The organism is Kribbella sp. NPDC050470, assembly GCF_044458365.1.
Lineage (GTDB): Bacteria > Actinomycetota > Actinomycetes > Propionibacteriales > Kribbellaceae > Kribbella.
In genome coordinates this window covers 249,327-266,058 of sequence record NZ_JBITHV010000006.1, presented here as the reverse complement: position 1 = coordinate 266,058, position 16,732 = coordinate 249,327, and the positions used below count along the sequence as shown (strand labels likewise).

17 protein-coding genes are annotated in these 16,732 nt (G+C 68.6%); 6 read left to right on the top strand and 11 right to left on the bottom strand.

Features of this window, described 5'->3' with window-relative positions:
- Window position 1 precedes the first annotated feature (1 nt).
- From ACIBGM_RS19350 to dapA, 3 genes are read right to left on the bottom strand one after another with little or no spacing between them, the layout of a single operon-like run.
- Window positions 2-1,033: a LacI family DNA-binding transcriptional regulator gene (locus tag ACIBGM_RS19350; RefSeq protein ID WP_360522421.1), complete on the bottom strand. Its 1,032-nt coding sequence runs from the start codon at window positions 1,031-1,033 to the stop codon at window positions 2-4.
- 31 nt (window positions 1,034-1,064) lie between these two features.
- Complete coding sequence (locus ACIBGM_RS19345; RefSeq protein ID WP_360522424.1) at window positions 1,065-2,759, bottom strand: ribonuclease J; 1,695 nt, start codon at window positions 2,757-2,759, stop codon at window positions 1,065-1,067.
- Complete coding sequence (gene dapA / locus ACIBGM_RS19340) at window positions 2,756-3,670, bottom strand: 4-hydroxy-tetrahydrodipicolinate synthase (protein WP_360522427.1); 915 nt, start codon at window positions 3,668-3,670, stop codon at window positions 2,756-2,758. The genes ACIBGM_RS19345 and dapA overlap by 4 nt, the downstream gene beginning before the upstream one ends.
- Window positions 3,671-3,898: 228 nt before the next feature.
- On the opposite strand from dapA, the gene ACIBGM_RS19335 reads away from it, so the two are divergent.
- A complete protein-coding gene (locus tag ACIBGM_RS19335; protein WP_360522430.1) occupies window positions 3,899-4,387 on the top strand; it encodes a hypothetical protein in 489 nt (162 codons plus the stop codon).
- On the opposite strand, the gene ACIBGM_RS19330 is transcribed toward ACIBGM_RS19335, so the two are convergent.
- Window positions 4,384-5,175, bottom strand: a complete 792-nt coding sequence (locus ACIBGM_RS19330; protein ID WP_396386341.1) for a metal-dependent hydrolase — start codon at window positions 5,173-5,175, stop codon at window positions 4,384-4,386. The two genes, ACIBGM_RS19335 and ACIBGM_RS19330, sit on opposite strands and share 4 nt — an antisense overlap.
- Before the next feature lie 123 nt (window positions 5,176-5,298).
- Between ACIBGM_RS19330 and argG the strand changes: the two genes are divergently transcribed.
- Window positions 5,299-6,732, top strand: coding sequence for an argininosuccinate synthase (argG, locus tag ACIBGM_RS19325; RefSeq protein ID WP_360522436.1), 1,434 nt, complete (start codon window positions 5,299-5,301; stop codon window positions 6,730-6,732).
- 160 nt (window positions 6,733-6,892) lie between these two features.
- Here the strand turns inward: argG and paaE are convergent, their stop codons facing one another.
- The 5 genes from paaE to paaA are packed head-to-tail and all read right to left on the bottom strand — an operon-like array spanning window position 6,893 to window position 10,393.
- On the bottom strand, window positions 6,893-7,978 hold the full coding sequence (gene paaE / locus ACIBGM_RS19320; protein ID WP_360522439.1) for a 1,2-phenylacetyl-CoA epoxidase subunit PaaE: 1,086 nt from the start codon (window positions 7,976-7,978) through the stop codon (window positions 6,893-6,895).
- Window positions 7,979-8,458 carry a 1,2-phenylacetyl-CoA epoxidase subunit PaaD gene (gene paaD / locus ACIBGM_RS19315; protein WP_360522442.1) on the bottom strand — a complete coding sequence of 160 codons (480 nt, stop codon included), beginning with the start codon at window positions 8,456-8,458 and terminating at the stop codon, window positions 7,979-7,981. It abuts the gene before it with no gap.
- Window positions 8,452-9,192 (bottom strand): 1,2-phenylacetyl-CoA epoxidase subunit PaaC, encoded by a 741-nt coding sequence (gene paaC, locus ACIBGM_RS19310; protein WP_396386340.1) that lies wholly within the window; start codon window positions 9,190-9,192, stop codon window positions 8,452-8,454. Before paaC ends, paaD begins: the two co-directional genes overlap by 7 nt.
- Window positions 9,189-9,470, bottom strand: a complete 282-nt coding sequence (paaB, locus tag ACIBGM_RS19305) for a 1,2-phenylacetyl-CoA epoxidase subunit PaaB (protein ID WP_360146066.1) — start codon at window positions 9,468-9,470, stop codon at window positions 9,189-9,191. The genes paaC and paaB overlap by 4 nt, the downstream gene beginning before the upstream one ends.
- Window positions 9,467-10,393, bottom strand: coding sequence for a 1,2-phenylacetyl-CoA epoxidase subunit PaaA (paaA, locus tag ACIBGM_RS19300; protein WP_396386339.1), 927 nt, complete (start codon window positions 10,391-10,393; stop codon window positions 9,467-9,469). Before paaA ends, paaB begins: the two co-directional genes overlap by 4 nt.
- A 183-nt stretch (window positions 10,394-10,576) precedes the next feature.
- Here paaA and ACIBGM_RS19295 point away from each other — a divergent pair, with 183 nt between their 5' ends.
- Both ACIBGM_RS19295 and ACIBGM_RS19290 read left to right on the top strand, forming a co-directional pair.
- Entirely contained in the window at window positions 10,577-11,764 is a 1,188-nt protein-coding gene (locus ACIBGM_RS19295) for a DUF418 domain-containing protein (RefSeq protein WP_396386338.1), read from the top strand.
- Between the two features lie 101 nt (window positions 11,765-11,865).
- Window positions 11,866-12,477, top strand: a complete 612-nt coding sequence (locus ACIBGM_RS19290) for a GNAT family N-acetyltransferase (protein WP_360522454.1) — start codon at window positions 11,866-11,868, stop codon at window positions 12,475-12,477.
- Here ACIBGM_RS19290 and ACIBGM_RS19285 read toward each other — a convergent pair.
- On the bottom strand, window positions 12,466-13,437 hold the full coding sequence (locus ACIBGM_RS19285) for a helix-turn-helix domain-containing protein (RefSeq protein ID WP_360522457.1): 972 nt from the start codon (window positions 13,435-13,437) through the stop codon (window positions 12,466-12,468). The two genes, ACIBGM_RS19290 and ACIBGM_RS19285, sit on opposite strands and share 12 nt — an antisense overlap.
- Window positions 13,438-13,490: 53 nt before the next feature.
- Between ACIBGM_RS19285 and ACIBGM_RS19280 the strand changes: the two genes are divergently transcribed.
- Window positions 13,491-13,877: a cupin domain-containing protein gene (locus ACIBGM_RS19280; RefSeq protein ID WP_360522460.1), complete on the top strand. Its 387-nt coding sequence runs from the start codon at window positions 13,491-13,493 to the stop codon at window positions 13,875-13,877.
- 44 nt (window positions 13,878-13,921) lie between these two features.
- Here the strand turns inward: ACIBGM_RS19280 and ACIBGM_RS19275 are convergent, their stop codons facing one another.
- Window positions 13,922-14,476, bottom strand: a complete 555-nt coding sequence (locus ACIBGM_RS19275) for a DinB family protein (protein WP_396386337.1) — start codon at window positions 14,474-14,476, stop codon at window positions 13,922-13,924.
- A 136-nt stretch (window positions 14,477-14,612) separates the two neighbouring features.
- Here ACIBGM_RS19275 and ACIBGM_RS19270 point away from each other — a divergent pair, with 136 nt between their 5' ends.
- On the top strand, window positions 14,613-16,328 hold the full coding sequence (locus ACIBGM_RS19270; RefSeq protein WP_360522466.1) for an alpha/beta hydrolase: 1,716 nt from the start codon (window positions 14,613-14,615) through the stop codon (window positions 16,326-16,328).
- Window positions 16,329-16,732 lie beyond the last annotated feature (404 nt).

Sequence of the window (16,732 nt, the reverse complement as noted above, 5' to 3'; positions counted from 1 at the left end):
GTCAGCTGCTGGGCGGGATCTCGCCTGATCCGCGGATGGTGAGTTTCACCGGGACGCGGACGGTGCGACCGGGACGGTGGGGTTCCGGGAGGCGCTCGGTCATCAGCTGGATCGCCGTACGGGCCATCACGTCCGCGGACTGCGCGACCGCGGTCAGCCCGGGGCTGAGCAGGTCGCCGAGCGCGAGGTCGTCGAAGGACACCAGGGCGACCTGGTCCCGGCGGCCCGCGAGCCCGCGGAGCACCTCGGCCGTGGTCATGTTGTTCGCCGACAGCAACGCGGTGGCCGGCTCGGAACGATCGAGTACGGCGGACAGCGTGATGCCGATGCCCTCGGTCGTCGGCTCGGACAGGTGGACCAGGTCCTCGTCCACCTCGATCCCGTGCCGCGCCATCGCGGCCCGGTAGGCGACCACGCGTTCGCGGGCGGTGAAGATCCGCTCGTCGTCACCGAGGTAGGCGATCCGCCGGTGGCCCTGCCGGACCAGGTGGTCGATCGCCTGGTCGATCCCGCCGGCGTTGTCGGCCAGTACGGCGTCCGCCTCGATCCCGTGCGCCGGCCGGTCGATCGTGACGACCGCCATGCCGGCGTCCACGTGCGGCGCGAGGTACTCCTGGGTCTCGCCGATCGGCGCCATGATCAGCGCGTCGGGCCGCCGGGCGACGAACTCGAGGCAGACGTCGCGCTCCCGGTCCGGGTCCTCGTCGGTCAGGCCGATCATCACCACCGAGCCGGACGACCGCGCCCAGAGCTCGACCGCCCGGCCGAGGGAGGCGAAGAACGGGTCGCCGATGTCGCGGATGACCACTGCGATCGTCCCGGTCTTGCCGCGCCGCAGCATCCGGGCGCTCTCGTTCGGGGTGTAGTTGAGCTCCTTGATCGCGGCCTGGACCTTCGCGGTCAGCTCCGGGCTGACGTTCGGCTCCTCGTTCACCACCCGGGAGACGGTCTTCAGCGCGACACCGGCCCGGGCCGCGACCTCCTTCATCGTGGGCCGGCGCTGGCCCGTCCCGTTCACTCCGCTGATCGTCATCGCCGGCCCCTCTCTCCCCTGTTGTTGCAGCTCAGCTCTCGACGACGACCGGGATGATCATCGGGCGCCGGCGGTGGGTGTCGCTGACCCACTTGCCGACCACCCGGCGGATCACCTGCTGCAGCTGGTACATGTCGTCCACGCCGCTGCCGATCGCCTTCTCGATCTCCGCCTCGATCTTCGGCTTCAGGTCGTCGAAGACAGTGTCGTCCTCGGCGAACCCGCGCGCCTGGATCTCCGGCCCTGCCGTCAGTTTGCCGGTCACCGAGTCCATCACGGCGATCACCGAGATGAAACCCTCGTCGCCGAGAATCCGGCGGTCCTTCAGCGAGGTCTCGGTGATGTCGCCGACCGTCGACCCGTCGACGAACACGTACCCGCAGTCCACCTTGCCGGCCACGATCGCCTTGCGGTCGATCAGATCGACCACCACGCCGTCCTCGACGACGACCACGTTCTGCGCCGGCACACCGGTCTGGATGGCCAGGTCCGCGTTCGCGTGCAGGTGCCGGATCTCGCCGTGCACCGGCATCACGTTGCGCGGCTTCACGATGTTGTAGCAGTACAGCAGCTCGCCTGCGCTGGCGTGACCGGACACGTGCACCAGCGCGTTGCCCTTGTGGACCACGTTCGCGCCGTGCCGGGTCAGGCCGTTGATCACCCGGTACACCGAGTTCTCGTTCCCCGGGATCAGCGACGACGCGAGTACGACGGTGTCGCCCGGCTGGATCTGGACGACGTGGTGGTCGTTCGCGGCGATCCGGGACAGCGCCGACATCGGCTCGCCCTGCGAACCGGTCGAGACCAGCACCACCTGCTCCGGCGGGTAGTTGTCCAGCTCGCGCATGTCGATCAGGGTGTCGCCGGGCACGTTCAGGAAGCCGAGGTCGCGGGCCACGGCCATGTTGCGGACCATCGAGCGGCCGACGTACGCCACCTTGCGGCGGTGCTTCACGGCCGCGTCCATCACCTGCTGGACCCGGTGCACGTGCGAGGCGAAGCAGGCGACGATGATGCGCTGGTTCTTCGCCTTGGTGAAGACACCGTCCAGCACCGGCGCAATGTCGCGCTCGTGGGTGGTGAACCCGGGAACCTCGGAGTTGGTCGAGTCGACGCAGAACAGGTCCACGCCCTCCTCGCCGAGCCGGGCGAACGCGCGCAGATCGGTGATCCGGTTGTCCAGCGGCAGCTGGTCCATCTTGAAATCACCGGTGTGCAGCACCAGGCCGGCCGGCGTCTTGATCGCCACCGCCAGCGCGTCCGGGATCGAGTGGTTGACGGCGATGAACTCGCAGACGAACGGGCCGATCTGGAGCGACTCGCCCTCGACCACGGTCTGCTGCGGCACGTTGCGGTGCCGGTGCTCCTTGAGCTTGCCCTCGAGCAGCGCGAGCGTGAGCTGCGACCCGATCACCGGGATGTCGCCTCGCTCGCGCAGCAGGTAGGGCAGGCCGCCGATGTGGTCCTCGTGGCCGTGCGTCAGCACCACCGCGACGATGTCGTCGAGGCGGTCCCGGATCGGCTGGAAGTCCGGCAGGATCAGGTCCACGCCGGGCTGGTTCTCGTCGGGGAACAGCACCCCGCAGTCGACGATCAGCAGCTTGCCGTCGTACTCGAACACCGTCATATTGCGGCCGACCTCGCCGAGGCCGCCGAGCGGGATCACCCGCAAAGCGCCCGGGGCGAGGGGCCCGGGCGCGTCGAGATCTGGATGGGGATGGCTCATGCAATCAGTCCTGCCGTCTTGAGGTCGGTGGTGAGCCAGTCCACTTGCTCGGCGGTCGCCTCAATCAACGGCGACCGGAGTGTCGCGTGCTCGATGACGCCGGCCAGCTTGAGCGCGGCCTTCACCATGATGGCGCCCTGGGTCCTGGTCATGATCGCTTCGACGGCGGGCACCACCCGTCGGTCGATCTCTCGTGCGGTGGCGAGGTCGCCGGCCACCACGGCGTCGATCAGCTGCCGGTACTCCGGACTCGCGACGTGCGCGACGACACTGGCGATGCCGACCGCGCCGATCGCGAGCGAGGCGAGGTTCAGCTCGTCGGCACCGCAGTAGTAGAACAGATCGGTGTTCGCCAGCACCTTGGTGGTCCCGGCCAGGTCGCCCTTGGCGTCCTTCACCGCGACGATCCGCGGGTGCCCGGCGAGCGCGATCAGGGTGTCGGTCCTGACCTCGACGCCGGCCCGGCCGGGGATGTCGTAGACCATGTTCGGCAGGCCGGTGGCGTCGGCGACCGCGGTGAAGTGCGCGCGCAGCCCGTCCTGCGGAGGCTTGTTGTAGTACGGCGTGACGACGAGCAGACCGTGCACACCGGCAGCCTCGGCCTGCTTGGCGCACTCGATCGTGTGCGCGGTGTCGTTGGTGCCGACGCCGGCGACCACCTTCGCCCGGTCGCCGACCGCCTCCAGCACCGCCTTCAGCAGCTGGACCTTCTCCCGGTCGGAGGTGGTCGGAGCCTCACCGGTCGTCCCGTTGACGATCAGCGCGTCGTTCCCGCGGTCGACGAGGTACTTCGCCACCTTCTGCGCCGCGTCGAGATCGAGCGACCCGTCGGGCCGGAACGGGGTGATCATCGCCGTCGTGAGGCGGCCGAACGGCAGCGCCTCTGAGGCCGCAGTTGAAGCTGGGGACATGGGGCTCAGGTTACCGCTCCGAAGCCGCTGAGAAATGAGCAGGCCTGGTGGCTGTCCGCTCGGGGGTCCGGGCAGCCACCAGGCTCACTCGTCCTATCGGGCCGGGCCCGGTAGGCGTTACAGCTTCTCGCAAAAAAGTCCGGAAAAAATTCTGTGAACACTCTCTGTTACTTCGTGCTTGCTGAAGGTGGAGATTTTGGTGACTTTCCGAACCGCTAGTCTCTCCGCGTGTCCACCACCCTCACGCCCGCCCAGCGATCGCTGATGACCACAGCCGCCGCCATGCTCACCGCGATCCCGATGATCACCCTGGTCCTGTGGTTCGTGCTGGCCGTCGACGGGATCGGCGACTTCCCGCCGACCTGGGCGCCGTCCTTCGTACTGCTCACCGCGGCGCTTGCCTATGCGTTCTGCGAGCTGGTCGGTTTCCGGACCAGTCCACTGAAGATCAGCGATCGGTCGAAGGCCGACGTCGCGACGGAATCCTGGCAGCGATTCACCGCCTCGACGTTCGTCCGGTTCGCGGTGTGCGAGGCGGTGTTCCTGATCTCGATTCCGCTGGCGTTCGTCGTCGACAGCTTCTACCTCGTGCTGATCGGGGCCGTGCTCGCGATCCCGTTGTTCCTGTGGGAGGTGTGGCCGGGCGTGCGGAACCAGCAGCGGTTCGCCGCCGCACTCGAGTCCGGCGGCGTGTCGTCGTACCTGACCGAGGTTTAGCGGCCGGCGATCCAGATCGAGGTCGCGGTGAACAGGCGCTCTACTGCTTGCAGGGCGCCGGGCAGCAGGAGTACGGCGGCGCCGAGCAGCAGCGGTACGACGATCAGGCGCTCGAACCAGCCGTTGGTGCGGAAGCGGAGCGGGCGCGGGAGGCGGATCTCGTACCAGGTCTCGCCGCGGATCGGCAGCGGCCACAGCCACGGGCAGCCGGAGCGGGTGAGGCTGTCGCCGAGGCAGTGAACGAACATGCCGAGGGCGACGGCGACTCCGATCCAGCCGCCGATGCCGGTGAGGCCTGCTTGGACGGCGTCCGCGGTGGTCGTGCCGGGTAGCGCCGTACCGGTCACGGACCAGGCGGTGGCGCCGAACACGAGGACGATCAGCCAGTCACCCAGTACGTCGGCCGCGAGCAGCAAACCGGTGACGGCCACGGCGAGGACTGCCCACTTGCCGCGGTCGCCGGCGCTCGCCGCGAGCATGCCAAGCAGGATCGCGGCGACGAGCGTGTGCGTCGCGTGGCGGTGCTTGCCGGTACTGTCCTCGTCGCGTGGACCCTTGGTGAGGTTGTAGAGCACGCCCGAGAACGCCCGCACCGCCTCGGACACGAGCCGCGTCACCGGACCGACCAACCGGGACGCCCGGGCGCCCGGGTGATCCAGGTCCGGCACCAGCGCATACCCGGCCGTCGCCGCCGCGAACGGCACGACCTCCGCCACCGACGTCAGCCCGACCAGCGGCGCGACCACCAACCCCGCGCACCACCCTGACAACGCATGCGACCGCCCCATCATGGTGTTGCCTCACTCCCCTCCTGCCGGCCTCACATCCTCCCATCCTTTCGCTTCTGCCCCAGCAGCCACGCCCGTCACACCCGCTTTGCATAATCATGCAGGGCAGTGCATACTTTTTCTGTGTCCAAGGTTCTTACGTCTTTGCCTGTTGGTGAACGGGTCGGCATCGCCTTCTCCGGCGGTCTCGACACGTCGGTCGCGGTTGCGTGGATGCGGGACAAGGGAGCGATCCCCTGCACCTACACGGCCGATCTCGGTCAGTACGACGAGCCCGACATCGCCTCCGTCCCGGGTCGCGCCACGGCGTACGGCGCCGAGATCACCCGCCTGGTCGACTGCCGCGCGGCGCTGGTCGAGGAGGGCCTGGCCGCGCTGGCCTGTGGCGCCTTCCACATCCGCTCGGCCGGGCGGACGTACTTCAACACCACCCCGATCGGGCGCGCGGTGACCGGCACGCTGCTGGTCCGGGCGATGCTCGACGACGACGTGCAGATCTGGGGCGACGGCTCGACCTTCAAGGGCAACGACATCGAGCGGTTCTACCGCTACGGCCTGCTCGCGAACCCGCAGCTGCGGATCTACAAGCCATGGCTGGACGCGCAGTTCGTGCACGAGCTCGGCGGCCGGAAGGAGATGTCCGAGTGGCTGGTCGCGCACGGCCTGCCGTACCGGGACAGCACCGAGAAGGCCTACTCCACCGACGCGAACATCTGGGGCGCCACCCACGAGGCCAAGACCCTCGAGCACCTCGACACCGGGGTCGAGACCGTCGACCCGATCATGGGCGTGCAGCACTGGGACCCGTCCGTCGTGATCGAGGCCGAGGACGTCACGATCGGCTTCGAGCAGGGCCGGCCGGTGACGATCAACGGCAAGGAGTTCGGCTCCGCGGTCGACCTGGTGCTGGAGGCGAACGCGATCGGCGGCCGGCACGGCATGGGCATGTCGGACCAGATCGAGAACCGGGTGATCGAGGCCAAGAGCCGGGGCATCTACGAGGCTCCCGGGATGGCGCTGCTGCACGCGGCGTACGAACGGCTCGTCAACGCGATCCACAACGAGGACACGCTGGCGAACTACCACAACGAGGGACGGCGGCTCGGGCGGCTGATGTACGAAGGCCGCTGGCTGGACCCGCAGTCGCTGATGCTGCGGGAGTCCCTGCAGCGGTGGGTCGGTACGGCGGTGACCGGCGACGTCACGCTGCGGCTCCGGCGGGGTGAGGACTACTCGATCCTCGACACCACCGGCCCGGCCCTCAGCTACCACCCGGACAAGCTGTCGATGGAGCGGATCGTGGACTCGGCGTTCGGCCCGGTCGACCGGATCGGTCAGCTGACGATGCGGAACCTGGACATCGCCGACTCCCGCTCGAAGCTGGAGCAGTACGCAGGCCTCGGCATGTTCGGCACCGCCAACGCGGCCCTCGCCTCGTCCACCGACCTCATCGGCCCCATGCCCACCGGCGGAGCCGAAGCCATCGCTTCCCGAGGCGAACCCACCGAAGAAGACGAACTCCTCGACCGAGCCGCCATGGAATCCGGCACCGACTAAGTACCTGTTCCATCACCCCTCCCCTGGCCGGCCGCCTCCGTGCGGCCGGTCAGGCACGCTCGACAACCTGCCACCGCGGCCGAGCAGGAGTGACGCACAGGCCTGTCACCAACCGGGGAAGGCGACCCGACCCTCCCTGGTGGCGGGCGGATGGCCCGGGTCAGGCGTCGTAGTCGAGGGTTACGGCGGGGGTGGTGGGGTGGGATTGGCAGGTTAGGACGTAGCCGGCTCGGATTTCGTCGGGTTCTAGGGCCCAGTTGGTGTCCATGCGGACGGAGCCTTCGAGGACTTTGGCTCGGCAGGTGCCGCAGACGCCGCCTTTGCAGGCGAAGGGGGCGTCGGAGCGTACGGCGAGAGTGGCGTCGAGGACCGGCTTGGAGTGTTCAGCCAGAGCGAAGGTCGAGCGGCGGCCGTCGAGGATGACCGTGACCTGGGCTGCGTCCTCGTCGACCGGTGCCTCCTCGATGGGAGCGGCAGGGGCCTCGTCGCCCACATGGAAGAGCTCGGCGTGCACGTGTTCGCGCGGAACACCTTGCGTCAGAAGGAGATCCTGCGCACCCACGACCATCGCGTACGGACCACACAGGAACCATTCGTCGACGGTCCCGATCGGCAGGATCGTCTTGAACATCCGCTCCAGCCGCTCGGCGTCGATGCGCCCGCTGAACAGCTCCACCTCCGTCGACTCCCGCGACAGCACGTGCACCAGATGGAACCGCTCGGCGTACCGGTCCTTCAGATCGGCCAGCTCGTCGGCAAACATCACCGACCCCGCGGTCCGGTTCCCGTAGAGCAGCGTCACCCGGCTGGACGGCTCGACGGACAGGATCGTCGCCACCAGCGACAGCACCGGCGTGATCCCGCTGCCCGCGGCAACGAACGCGTAGTGCTTCGCGTTCGCCGGGTCCAGCGTCGTACCGAACCGCCCGAGCGGCGTCATCACCTCGAGCTCGTCGCCGATCTTCAACTCGTTGGCCGCGTACGCCGAGAACTCGCCCCCCGGGATCCGCTTCACCCCGATCCGCAGCACACCGGACCCGGCCGGCGAGCAGATCGAGTAGCTGCGCCGCACGTCCTCCCCGGCACGGCGGATCGTCAGATGCTGGCCCGCAGTGAAGTCGTACTCGTCCACCAACTCCGCAGGCACCGCGAACGTGATCGCCACCGAGTCGTCGGTGATCGCCTCGATCGCGGCCACCTTCAACGGATGGAAGACAGCCCGCCGACGGGGCGCAACAGTCGTCATCTAGATCGCCTTGAAGTGGTCGAAGGGCTCCCGGCAGGAGTTGCACCGCCAGAGGGACTTGCAGGACGTGGACCCGAAGCGGCTGAGCTCAGAGGTGTCCGGCGATCCACACAACGGGCACCGGATGGTCAGACTCAGCATCACCGGTCCCCCGACGGCACGCCGGCCGGTCGGCGGGGCGATGCCGTACTCGGTCAGCTTCGCCTTCCCCGACTCACTCATCCAGTCCGTCGTCCAAGCAGGCGAAAGCACGGTCTCGACCCGGCCATCGACGTGGAGAGACTCGAGAGTCAGCTCGACCTCATGCCGGATCAGGTCCATCGCCGGACACCCGGAGTACGTCGGTGTGATCGTCACGACCACCTCGTCACCCTCATGCCGAACCCCACGCAGCACGCCGAGATCCGCGATCGTCAGCACCGGCACCTCAGGATCCGCGACCTCACCAACCGCCTCGAGGATCGCCGCGTCGCTCACCATGTCGCCCCCGGATGCGACCGCGCCACGTGCTGCAGCTCAGCCAGCAGATAGCCCAGGTGCTCGGAGTGCCGACCGGATCGACCACCACTGTGCTGGTACGACGACTCAGGCCGACTGCACGTGGACTCGTCGATCACCGCAAGCACCCGGCGCTCCCACTCGTCCCGCACCGTCGACGGGTCGACCGCGACCGGCAACCGCCGTACAAGCTCGTCGGACTCGAACATCTCCGCGGTGTAAGGCCAGAACGCCTCCAGCCCAGCCTGCATCCGGCGGTGACTCTCCTCGGTCCCGTCGCCCAGCCGCAACACCCACTGCGTCGCATGGTCGACGTGGTACGCGACCTCCTTGACCGCCTTGCCCGCAACCCCGGACAGCGTCTCGTCGGAGCACTTGAGCAGCTCTTCGTAGACCAGCTGCTGGTACGACGCGAAGTACAGCAACCGCGCCATCGTCTGCGCGAAGTCGCCGTTCGGCAGCTCGCACAGTTGCAGGTTGAGGAAGTCGCGCTCGTCCCGGAAGTAGGCGAGGTCGTCCTCGGTCCGCCCGTCGCCCTCGACCTGGCCGGCGTACTGCAGCAGCGACCGGGCCTGGCCGAGCTGGTCGAGGCCGATGTTGCCCAGGGCAACGTCCTCCTCGAGCTGCGGGGCGGCCGCGATCCACTCGGCGGTGCGCTGCGCGGAGATCAACGCGTCGTCGCCGAGCCGGAGGGCGTAGACGAAGAGGTCGTTCACAGGTGCTCGACACCTTCCGGGACCTGGTAGAAGGTCGGGTGCCGGTAGACCTTGTCGCCGGCCGGGTCGAAGAACTCGTCCTTCTCGTCCGGGCTCGACGCGGTGATGTCTGCCGCCCGCACGACCCAGATCGACACGCCCTCCTGACGCCGGGTGTAGACGTCTCGCGCGTTGCGCAGCGCCATCGTCGCGTCCGGCGCGTGCAAGCTGCCGACATGCGTGTGCGACAGGCCGCGGCGCGACCGTACGAACACCTCCCACAGTGGCTCGACGCTCATGCAGCGCTCTCCTTCATGACTCGCTTGGCCGCATAGGCCGCCGCAGCCTCACGGACCCACGCGCCGTCCTCGTGCGCCTTCACCCGGTGCGCGAGCCGCTGCTGGTTGCACGGCCCGTTGCCCTTCACCACCTCGTACAGCTCGGTGTAGTCCGGCTCGCTGAAGCGGTAGTGCCCGGTCTCCTCGTCGTACGACAGACCGTCGTCGGGCACGCGCAGCCCGAGTACGTCGGCCTGCGGGACGGTCATGTCGACGAAGCGCTGGCGCAGCTCGTCGTTGCTGTGCCGCTTGATCCCCCACGCCATCGACTGCTCGGAGTGCGTGGACGCGGCGTCCGGCGGACCGAACATCATCAGCGACGGCCACCACCAGCGGTCCAGCGCATCCTGCGCCATGGCCTTCTGCGCGTCCGTGCCGTTGCACAGCGTGTGCAGGATCTCGAACCCCTGCCGCTGGTGGAACGACTCCTCCTTGCAGACCCGGACCATTGCCCGCGCGTACGGCCCGTACGAGCAGCGGCAGAGCGGGACCTGGTTGACGATCGCGGCGCCGTCGACGAGCCAGCCGATCGCGCCGATGTCGGCCCAGGTCAGCGTCGGGTAGTTGAAGATGCTGGAGTACTTCTGCTTCCCGCTGTGCAGCAGGTCGAGCAGGTCGGCCCGGTCCACGCCGAGGGTCTCGGCGGCGGCGTACAGGTAGAGCCCGTGGCCGGCTTCGTCCTGCACCTTGGCCATCAGGATCGCCTTGCGACGCAGCGACGGCGCGCGACTGATCCAGTTGCCCTCCGGCTGCATGCCGATGATCTCGGAGTGCGCGTGCTGCGCGATCTGCCGGATCAGGGTCTTGCGGTACCCCTCCGGCATCGCGTCCCGCGGCTCGATCCGGCCGTCGGCGTCGATGGTCGCCTGGAAGCTGTCGTCCATGCCCGCCAGCATAGCCGAGTTGTGACACTTTCTGTCCAGATCAGCGAACGAGTGTCACAAAGTCGGACGACGGTGGTGCTATCTCCACCCCCGGGAGTGGTGGCAACGCGCTGGGTCACGGCCGGGCCGGCCGCGAAGATTTCAGTGCAAGGCCTACACAGTTTCCAGACAGGGGTGGATCCGATGACCACACAGTTGATCCGACCGGCCGCCGATCACCGCGGTCCGGTCACCGGCAGGGAGCGCGCCCTCGCGCCCGACCTGATCCGCGGCGCGATGCTGCTGCTGATCGGCCTGGCCAACAGCGCCAACTTCGCCTTCGCCGGCCAGCCCGGCGTGGAAAGCTTCCCGCATGGGTTCGAGCGGGTGCTGAACTTCCTCAAGCTCACCTTCGTGGACGCCCGGGCATACCCGGTGTTCGCGGTGATGTTCGGCTACGGCCTTGTCCAGCTGGCCCGGCGGCAGCGATCGGCCGGCGCCACGACGAGCGCCGTACGGCGGATCCTGCTGAAGCGCAACGGCTGGCTGATCGCCATCGGCCTGGCGCACGCGACCTTGCTGTACTTCGGCGACTTCCTCGGCGCCTACGGCATCGTCGGGATCATCTGCACGCTTGCGCTGCTCAACCGCGGCGACAAGTTCCATCGGATCGTGCTCGGCATCTGGATCTTCGAGATCCTCTATGTGCTCTTCACCGGCTTCCAGTCGGTCGTGGCCGTGCTCAACAGCTCCGGTCCGGCGGCGCCCCTCACCAACAGCCCGAACCCGTCGCTGGCGGCCACGTCGTACGGCGCGAGCATCGTCGACCGACTGCACGAGTACCCGATGCACACCGCCAGCGTGATCGGCTTCCTCATCGTCGTCTGGCTGGGGATCTGGGCCGCCCGCAAGCAGATCCTGGAGAACCCGGCCGCACACCGCACCTTGCTGCGCGGCGTTGCATTCACCGGCCTCGGTATCACCGTCGTCGGCGGTCTCCCGCTCGCCCTGGTCGGCGCCGGCTGGCTGCACGTCGACGCGGCCGCGGTCGACTCGCTCAGCTACCTCTCGCACGTGAGCGGCATGTTCGGCGGACCCGGGTACGTCGCCCTGTTCGGCCTGCTGGTCGCACGACTCAACCGCGTGACGCTGCCGGTTCTGGCGATCTCCGCACTGGGTCAGCGATCGCTGTCCGGCTACCTCTTCCAGTCGGTGTCGTGGCTGGTCCTGCTGGCCCCGTTCACGCTGGACCTCGACCTCGGAAGTACGGCGTACACCGCAGCCCTCAGCGCGATCGCTGTGTGGCTCGTCTCGGTAGCCGGCGCCTACGCCATGAGCCGACGTACCTACCGCGGCCCCGCCGAGAGCCTCCTCCGCCGCCTCGTCTACTGACCTTGAGAAGCCACCGACCATCTTCACGCCCGAGATGTGGTCGGTGGCTTCTCAAGGTCCCGGGGGGCGGGAGGTGGAGGGGAGTTTGCGAGGATGGCGGTATGAGTGACTTCGGCGTTCCGGAACCCGCCAATCTGTCCGAGCTGTCCGGCGCCGGCGAGAGCCCGGTCGCGGAGACGAGCGTGCGGCTGGCGCTTCCGGCCGAGGCGAACGAGATCGGCGAGATCCAGGTCGCGTCCTGGCGGGCGTCGTACGCCGGCCTGCTGCCGGTCGACGTACTCGCCGATCTCAACCCGGCGCAGTTCGCCGCTCAGTGGCGGGCTGCGCTGATCGCTCCCGGCGAGGCGCGCAACCGGGTGATGGTCGCGCTGGCCGGCCGGACGCTGGTCGGGTTCGCCGCGATCACGCCGTCGGACGACCCGGACGCCGATCCGCAGCGGGACGCGCTGATCGCCGAGCTCGCGGTCAAGCCGGAGGCGACCCGGGCCGGCCACGGTTCGCGGCTGCTGAACGCGGTCGTCGACACGGTCCGCGCGGACGGGTTCAGCCGGGTCACGGTCTGGGTCAACTCGACCGACGACATCCTCCGGGCCTTCTACACCGAGGCCGGCTGGGCTCCCGACGGCGCCCACCGCGAGCTCGACCTGTACGGCGACGAGTCCGTCCGGATCAAGCAGATCCGGCTGCACACCGATCCCGGGTCAGCCGACTGATCGCAAGGCGAACCGCCGGCGGTAGTCGCTCGGGGTCAGCCCGGTCGTGCGTTTCAGTTGGATGCGGAGGTTGGCCGCCGTACCCAGCCCGCAGCTTCGGGCGATCGTCTCCAGCCTGACCTCGCCGCGTTCGAGCAACCGGCAGGCCATCGCGACGCGCTCTGCCGTCAGCCAGGCCAGCGGCGTCGTCCCCAGCTCGGCCTGGAATCGTCGATGCAGGGTCGCCTGGCTGACCGCTGCATGCGCTGCGATGTCCGCGACCGTCAGTGGGCTGCCGAGTCGTGCCCGCACCCACTCGAGCAGCGGCGCCAGCGAGGTGTCCGCCACCACGGGCACTGGCTGGTCGATGAACTGGCGCTGCCCGCCGTCGCGATGTGCCGTGAACACGAGCCGCCGGCTGACCGCGTTCGCGACCTCGGCACCGTGATCGCGCCGGATCAGGTGCAGTCCCAGGTCGAGCGCCGCCGCGCTCCCGGCCGCGGTCAGAACGTTGCCGTCGTCAACAAACAGGACGTCCGGCAGCAACTCCACCTCCGGGTGCAGCCGCCGGAACATCCGCTCCCACCGCCAGTGCGTCGTCGCTCGCCGCCCGTCCAGCACCCCCGCTGCGGCCAGCGTGAAGGCCCCGGTGCAGAAGCTGACCAATCGCGCTCCGCGCTGCTCGGCCCGGCGTACGGCGTCCAGTACGGCGGCCGACGGCGGCGTCTCGGGATCGGGACGGTTCGGCACGATCAGCGTGTCCGCGCGATCCGCCTCGTCGAGCCCGGCGACTCCGGTGAGCGTGAAGAACCCGGAGTGCATCTGCACCGACGGGTCCGGCGTACACAGGCTGAACTCGTACCACTCCCGGCCGAGCTCCGGCCGGCGCAGCCCGAACAGCTCGGTCGCGACCCCGAGCTCGAACGGGTTCGACCCGTGGTCGACGATCACGACCACCCGATGCGAGGATCCTTGCGGCATCTGCCATTTCTAGCACTCACTCCGCCTCGGCGCACCCGGCGAGACTGGGCGGCATGAGCAACGAACCAGTCGACCTGCGCGGTGTCCTGAAGACCTTCGACGACCTCTGGAGCCCGCGGATCGCCGCGCGGATCAACGACTACGACGTCCGCGTGACCAAGGTGGCGGGCTCGTACATCTGGCACGTCCACGAGACCACCGACGAGTTCTTCCTCGTCCTCGACGGCGAACTGAGCATCGCGGTGCGCGACCCGGACGAACGGGTCGTCTCACTCGCGCCCGGCCAGGTCTTCGTCGTCCCGCGCGGCGTCTTCCACCGCCCGTTCTCCGACGGCGGCGCCTCCATAGTCGTCATCGAACCCACCGGCATCCCAACCACCGGCGACCAGCACGACCCCCTCCCCGCCCACATCCAAACCCACACCGGCATTGACATCTAGAACGTCAGGCACACCCTCCGGCAGGCATTGCCCACACGCGTTTCTCACCTGGGGCGGGAGCGGTAGAGGTCTCGGAGGAGGCTGATTTCGGCGCCGTGGTGGATGGTTTCCCGGTTGAGGTGGGTGATCAGGGCGAGCATCGTGTCCTCGGCGTAGAAGGAGCCTTTGGGGCCTAGGGGTTGGCTGAGTTCCGCTTCGGAGAGGGCGCGGATCGACTCGTTCCAGCGGTGGTACCAGTGGTCGAGGAAGGCCAGGCCGTCGGCCGCCGTGCCGGGGAGGTCGGTGGGGACGTGCCGGGAGTCGAACATGTCCGCGTCGTCCGGGACGCTGCCGTCGCCGAAGAACGCGCTCGCACGGGTCGCGAAGCAACCGACGCCGATGTGTACGAGTCGCCAGGCGATCGTCGTCACCGGCGGCGGGTCCGGCACCGGGTCCTCGTGGTCGACCACGATCCGGCCGTCCGCGCCCGGGCGGACCGACCACGCCGGAGTGGCCGGCTCCCACAGGTACTCGTCGTCTGTCAGCCCCTGAAGCCGCGGCCACAGGTGCATGTCCCAGTAGAACTCCAGCTGCCCGATCACCAAGTCACCACAGTCCATGCGACGACGGTAGAGCCCTCTGCCGACATACCACGCACCCGATCGGCGACGGGCCGGGGGGTGGTGCTCGACCGTTCCACCAAGGCATGACAGATTGTCACGGTCCGATCACGCATGGCCACCCGCAGGAGTCTGCATGAAGTACCTACCCCTGGCCGTCGGCCTAGGGCTGTCCGCCGCCGCTGTTCTCGTCGTCCCGGGGTCCGGGGCGACCGCCTCGATGGATCAGGCGACCGTTGTCGACCGGCCGCATCCGGTGGCGAATCGGTACCTCGAGCAGACACCGGGATGGAAGCAGTGCGGCGACAAGGAGTACCGGACGTACTGCGCGAAGATCACCGTCCCCCGCGACTGGGCCAACCAGTACTCGGGCAACGACATCCAGATCGCGGTCAGCAAGGTCGCACCGGTGAAGGGGAAGCCGAGCCGGGTGGTGTTCGGCAACCCGGGTGGTCCGGGAGGCGCCGGCCTGGGTATGGCGCCGTACCTGGCCAGTCAGGCGCCGCTGGCGAAGGACCACCTCACCGTCGGGTTCGACCCGCGCGGCACCGGCGACAGCAGCAACGTGACCTGCGAGGGCGCGCCCGGCTACACGATGGACGCCCGCGACCGGGACCAGTGGAACCTCGACCTGATCGCCGAGGCGTCGCGGCTGGCCCAGCCGTACTGCGACCGGCAGTCCCGCGGCCTCCTCCCGTACGTGAACACCGCGCAGACCGTGCAGGACATGGACCTGATCCGGCAGCTGCTCGGCTTCGACAAGATCGACTTCGTCGGCTACTCCGGCGGCACCTGGATGGGCGCGTACTACCAGACGTACTTCCCACAGCATGTCGGCCGCTTCGTGCTGGACTCGAACACCGACTTCACCCAGCCCTGGATCAACACCTTCGTGGCCCAGCCGGAGGCCTTCGAGCGCAGGTTCCGCGAGGACTTCGCGACCTGGGCGGCGAAGTACGACAGCGAGTTGCACCTCGGCACCTCGCCACGCTTGGTGATCAGGACCTACGAGCGGCTCCGGGCGGCGCTGAAAAAGCAGCCGGTGGTCGAGGAGTTCCTGGACGGGTCGATCAAGGTCACCTACGACCAGAACACCCTGGACCAGATCGTGTCCGGGGATATGTACACAAAGATCGACTTTTATTCATTGGCCGTCGACCTGGCATTTCTCCGCGACCTTTCCGCGGCCCAGACCAAGGGCGGGCCCCGCGCTGCGCAACGTAAGGTCGACGCGCTGTCCCCGGCCCGGCAGCACCAGCTGGTACGGCGGGCCTCCCGCGACACCGTCGGCCTGCGCCCGTTCGGCCGGGTCGTCGGCGACGACGCCGAGGACGCGACCTTCACGGCGGTCACCTGCAACGACAGCCCCTGGCCGCAGGGCCGCGAGTACGGCGACCAGCTGGCCGGCCGCCTCGGCCCGAAGTACCCGCTGCTCGGCTGGGGCCTGAACGAGAACCCGTGCTTCTACTGGAACCGCCCGAACCTGACCATGCCGCAGCCCACCGGCAAGGGCTTGCCGACAACGCTGATGGTGCAGTCGGCGCACGACCCGGCGACCAGCTACTCGCTCGCGGTGTCGGCCCACAGCCGGTACGCCGGCTCGCGGCTGGTGACTGTCAGCCGGGAGGGCGACCACGGCGTCTACGGCGGTGTGAACCAGTGCGCCGACAAGATCGTCAACACGTTCCTCACCACCGGCAAGGCGCCGGCCAAGGACGTCACCTGCGTCGGCGAAGGCATCCCGGCACCGTCGGCGCCGCCGGCTCTCGACGAGTACGGCGCCGGGTACGGTCACACTCCGTTGCGCCGGATCGCCGGCTTCACCAAAGCGGTCTCCGGATATTTGCACTGACGCTACTGAATTCAGGGAGTGCCCGAACGGGCAGGAAAATCGCACGAATTCAGGCGAAATCCCCTACGGACCGGCATTCGGTGATCACGGTCGGCGAATTTGTCGCGGGACTTTCGTTGTCAGGACATATTTGTCAGGGGGATGTCAGGGTTCCGTCCCTGTGCGACGCAGCGTGATTTCGACAACCTTGAGTCAGCGCGGAGGAACCGGCCGTCGACTGGGAGGGCTCGACGCGAGGTGACATCGCCGACGTGGCTTCGGCCGGCTGTGAGGTGGGGGGACTGCCTGGGGGGTCAGACAGGGACACAGCCGGCCGGGTCCGTCACCCGGATCCCGCGCTCTCGGATCCCTCGCGGGGTACCGTCGATCCCCCAGGTCGTGGTGCTCCGCGAGGCAACCATCCG

Excerpts from the sequence above, each read along its gene's own strand:
- ACIBGM_RS19345 (WP_360522424.1), bottom strand. The coding sequence starts at position 2,759 with ATGAGCCATCCCCATCCAGATCTCGACGCGCCCGGGCCCCTCGCCCCG.
- ACIBGM_RS19285 (WP_360522457.1), bottom strand. The coding sequence starts at position 13,437 with ATGCCGCAAGGATCCTCGCATCGGGTGGTCGTGATCGTCGACCACGGG.
- ACIBGM_RS19270 (WP_360522466.1), top strand. The coding sequence starts at position 14,613 with ATGAAGTACCTACCCCTGGCCGTCGGCCTAGGGCTGTCCGCCGCCGCT.
- ACIBGM_RS19290 (WP_360522454.1), top strand. The coding sequence starts at position 11,866 with ATGAGTGACTTCGGCGTTCCGGAACCCGCCAATCTGTCCGAGCTGTCC.
- ACIBGM_RS19295 (WP_396386338.1), top strand. The coding sequence starts at position 10,577 with ATGACCACACAGTTGATCCGACCGGCCGCCGATCACCGCGGTCCGGTC.
- paaD (WP_360522442.1), bottom strand. The coding sequence starts at position 8,458 with ATGGTGAGCGACGCGGCGATCCTCGAGGCGGTTGGTGAGGTCGCGGAT.
- paaA (WP_396386339.1), bottom strand. The coding sequence starts at position 10,393 with ATGGACGACAGCTTCCAGGCGACCATCGACGCCGACGGCCGGATCGAG.
- ACIBGM_RS19275 (WP_396386337.1), bottom strand. The coding sequence starts at position 14,476 with ATGGACTGTGGTGACTTGGTGATCGGGCAGCTGGAGTTCTACTGGGAC.
- dapA (WP_360522427.1), bottom strand. The coding sequence starts at position 3,670 with ATGTCCCCAGCTTCAACTGCGGCCTCAGAGGCGCTGCCGTTCGGCCGC.
- paaB (WP_360146066.1), bottom strand. The coding sequence starts at position 9,470 with ATGAGCGTCGAGCCACTGTGGGAGGTGTTCGTACGGTCGCGCCGCGGC.
- paaE (WP_360522439.1), bottom strand. The coding sequence starts at position 7,978 with ATGACGACTGTTGCGCCCCGTCGGCGGGCTGTCTTCCATCCGTTGAAG.
- ACIBGM_RS19330 (WP_396386341.1), bottom strand. The coding sequence starts at position 5,175 with ATGGGGCGGTCGCATGCGTTGTCAGGGTGGTGCGCGGGGTTGGTGGTC.
- ACIBGM_RS19280 (WP_360522460.1), top strand. The coding sequence starts at position 13,491 with ATGAGCAACGAACCAGTCGACCTGCGCGGTGTCCTGAAGACCTTCGAC.
- ACIBGM_RS19350 (WP_360522421.1), bottom strand. The coding sequence starts at position 1,033 with ATGACGATCAGCGGAGTGAACGGGACGGGCCAGCGCCGGCCCACGATG.